At 41.8% G+C, this 2,361-nt stretch carries 3 protein-coding genes; 1 reads left to right on the top strand and 2 read right to left on the bottom strand.

From position 1 onward, the window contains the following. The first annotated feature begins 150 nt into the window (after nt 1-150). The gene (gene ric, locus IEW48_RS16435) at nt 151-867 is read left to right on the top strand and encodes an iron-sulfur cluster repair di-iron protein (protein ID WP_188624699.1); all 717 of its coding nucleotides are present in this window, start codon (nt 151-153) and stop codon (nt 865-867) included. A 154-nt stretch (nt 868-1,021) separates the two neighbouring features. On the opposite strand, the gene IEW48_RS16430 is transcribed toward ric, so the two are convergent. Both IEW48_RS16430 and IEW48_RS16425 read right to left on the bottom strand, forming a co-directional pair. Continuing rightward, the gene (locus IEW48_RS16430; protein ID WP_188624698.1) at nt 1,022-1,339 is read right to left on the bottom strand and encodes a hypothetical protein; all 318 of its coding nucleotides are present in this window, start codon (nt 1,337-1,339) and stop codon (nt 1,022-1,024) included. Nucleotides 1,340-1,469: 130 nt separating this feature from the next. Further along, the gene (locus IEW48_RS16425) at nt 1,470-2,210 is read right to left on the bottom strand and encodes a YwiC-like family protein (RefSeq protein WP_188624697.1); all 741 of its coding nucleotides are present in this window, start codon (nt 2,208-2,210) and stop codon (nt 1,470-1,472) included. Nucleotides 2,211-2,361: the final 151 nt, after the last annotated feature.

The following is a 2,361-nucleotide window of genomic DNA, read 5'->3' as shown; positions in this document are numbered from 1 at the left end:
CTTAGGTTTTGAGTGTGTGGTTACCTCATAAATACCTAAGATTTTAGGGGGTGGCAAGTTTTTTGCTTATAAACCCACTTAAATCAAGGATTATTAGCTTATTTAATATAAAACTTTTTACAATACGTAAATGACTGAGGAGGGTTAAGTATGGAAAAAGTATTTGATCGCACATCTAAGGTAGGTGATATTGTCACCATTTATCCTCAAGCCAGTGATATTTTCAAAGCACATCGCATTGATTTCTGCTGTGGAGGCGATCGCCCGCTAGGAGAAGTGCTTGAAGAGAAAAATCTTAATGAGGAAGAAATTCTAAATAGGTTAAATGAGGGTTATGCCCAAAAGCAAACTCATGACCAACAGCAAACGAACTGGATGGAAGCCTCTTATAGAGATATCATTAGACATATCATTGATACACATCACGCCTATCTGTACCGTGAGCTTCCCCAACTAAGCCAATATGTCACCAAAGTATTCCGCGTTCACGGCCCCGACCGGCCAGAGCTGGCAGATGTACACCGACTCTTCCATACTCTTAAAACAGAATTGGAACAACATGCACTGAAAGAAGAGGAACATGTATTCCCATTGATTCAAGCCTATGAGGAAAACCCTACACCCGAAGCGCGACAAAAACTGATCAAAGGAATTGCTGAGCTGGAAGATGAACACGATACAGCTGGTGATATCCTCAAACAACTGCGCGATCTGACCAGCGATTTCCAACCTCCAGAAGGAGCGTGCATGACCTACCAGATGACCTATCAACGCTTGGAAGAGTTGGAATCTGATATGTTTGAACACGTTCATCTGGAGAACAACATTTTGTTTAAACGCATCCTAAACGAACTGAAATCGTCATAAGAAACCCAACCCCATAAGCGCACAAGCCAGGCTGTGATGCCTGGCTTTATGTTGTTTGCCAAACACAAAAATGGCTGTCCATTCCGTGCAGAAGCCATTGCCTCAACATGTGCACTTTAGTTGGACAACCATTGGTTAGTCAAGAGGATCAAATCTATCTCGCTTTTTTCTTTTTTTCCAGATAAATCGGTTCGGCCAAAGAAATCTTAAATTCATGAACCGCTTCCCATGGAACAAAGCTCAAATAACTGATTTTACTGTCCCTGAGTTCCATTGTTAATCCCTTGTCATTGACCATGACGATCTTTCCATGGCGCAGCGGGGAATTATTGTCATTAATAGTGGACAAATATAATTGGGAGTCTTGATAAAGGTCTTTCGCTGTTAATTTGTCCGACTTAAACTGAAGAAAGCGCAAAATATTGCCCGCCACCTGTTCATCAGCCACTCTTAAAAATACTCTCATTTTCACTTCACCCCCATCTCCTGCTTACTGTAATGATCTCTTCATCACTTCATATTACTGTTAGTTATTATGGCTCAAAAATAGTGAAGGGAAAGTGAAATACATCACCCTTTAGTGCCTTGAGGATGAGATGTCATTAAATGATCACAAATTGGCCCATCAGCCAGACGCTCATGATCAAAAACAAAACCGAAAAACCGATCTCCATTACCCCTAACGTTTTCGGCCGTATTTTACTGTTAAAAGGGGTCAACCATACCTTCAAAGCCGAGGGCAGGTAAATGAGGCTGACCCACCACAGCCCGAATAAAATCGGAATGATCACATACAAAGCGTGATACAGATTAGCGGCTCGCTTGATTAAGCGGTTTCCCCGCTCCCGGATCATGGATTTGGCATGAAAAACTGTCCCTGTAAAGTAAAAGATGGACAAAAGCCACACGTACAGTCCGATCGGGTGGTATCCACCGTAGCCCAAATGGACAGCCAATAAGCTTGAAGCGCTTAAAGCGATAATGGCAGCAATATCGTTAATGATTAACCGTTCTTTTTTTCTGCGGGCAAAGTAGAGATTGACCAGAAAGAAAGGCAACGCTATAACGCAATACCACAAGATACTTGGATCAGACAATACAGGGAAGAGTATAAGAACAATACCAATGGAAGAAAAAATAAGCAAACTGGGCAGCGGAGACGTTTTTTTTCTACGTGAATTTCTGACATACTCCAATAAGGGTGCCGAAGACATATATAAGAAGAACAGACCGGCAAAAGCAATCACTTTCATCCAGGTCCATGGCGAAATAAAGGCACCGATCAGATACGGTGTGATCCACATGGACCAGGCGCCATGTTCCCGTGGAATGTACCATTTCATACCTGTCACCTTCCTTCGCTTCTCCGTATTGTAAAAAGTTTTATATTAAATAAGCTAATAATCCTTGATTTAAGTGGGTTTATAAGCAAAAAACTTGCCACCCCCTAAAATCTTAGGTATTTATGAGGTAACCACACACTCAAAACCTAAG

The sequence above is a fragment of the Caldalkalibacillus thermarum genome (assembly GCF_014644735.1).
GTDB classification, from domain to species: Bacteria; Bacillota; Bacilli; order Caldalkalibacillales; family Caldalkalibacillaceae; genus Caldalkalibacillus; species Caldalkalibacillus thermarum.
This window is presented reverse-complemented; position numbering and strand designations above follow the sequence as displayed.

Coding starts and splice junctions, on each gene's coding strand:
- ric (WP_188624699.1), top strand. CDS start 151: ATGGAAAAAGTATTTGATCGCACATCTAAGGTAGGTGATATTGTCACC.
- IEW48_RS16425 (WP_188624697.1), bottom strand. CDS start 2,210: ATGAAATGGTACATTCCACGGGAACATGGCGCCTGGTCCATGTGGATC.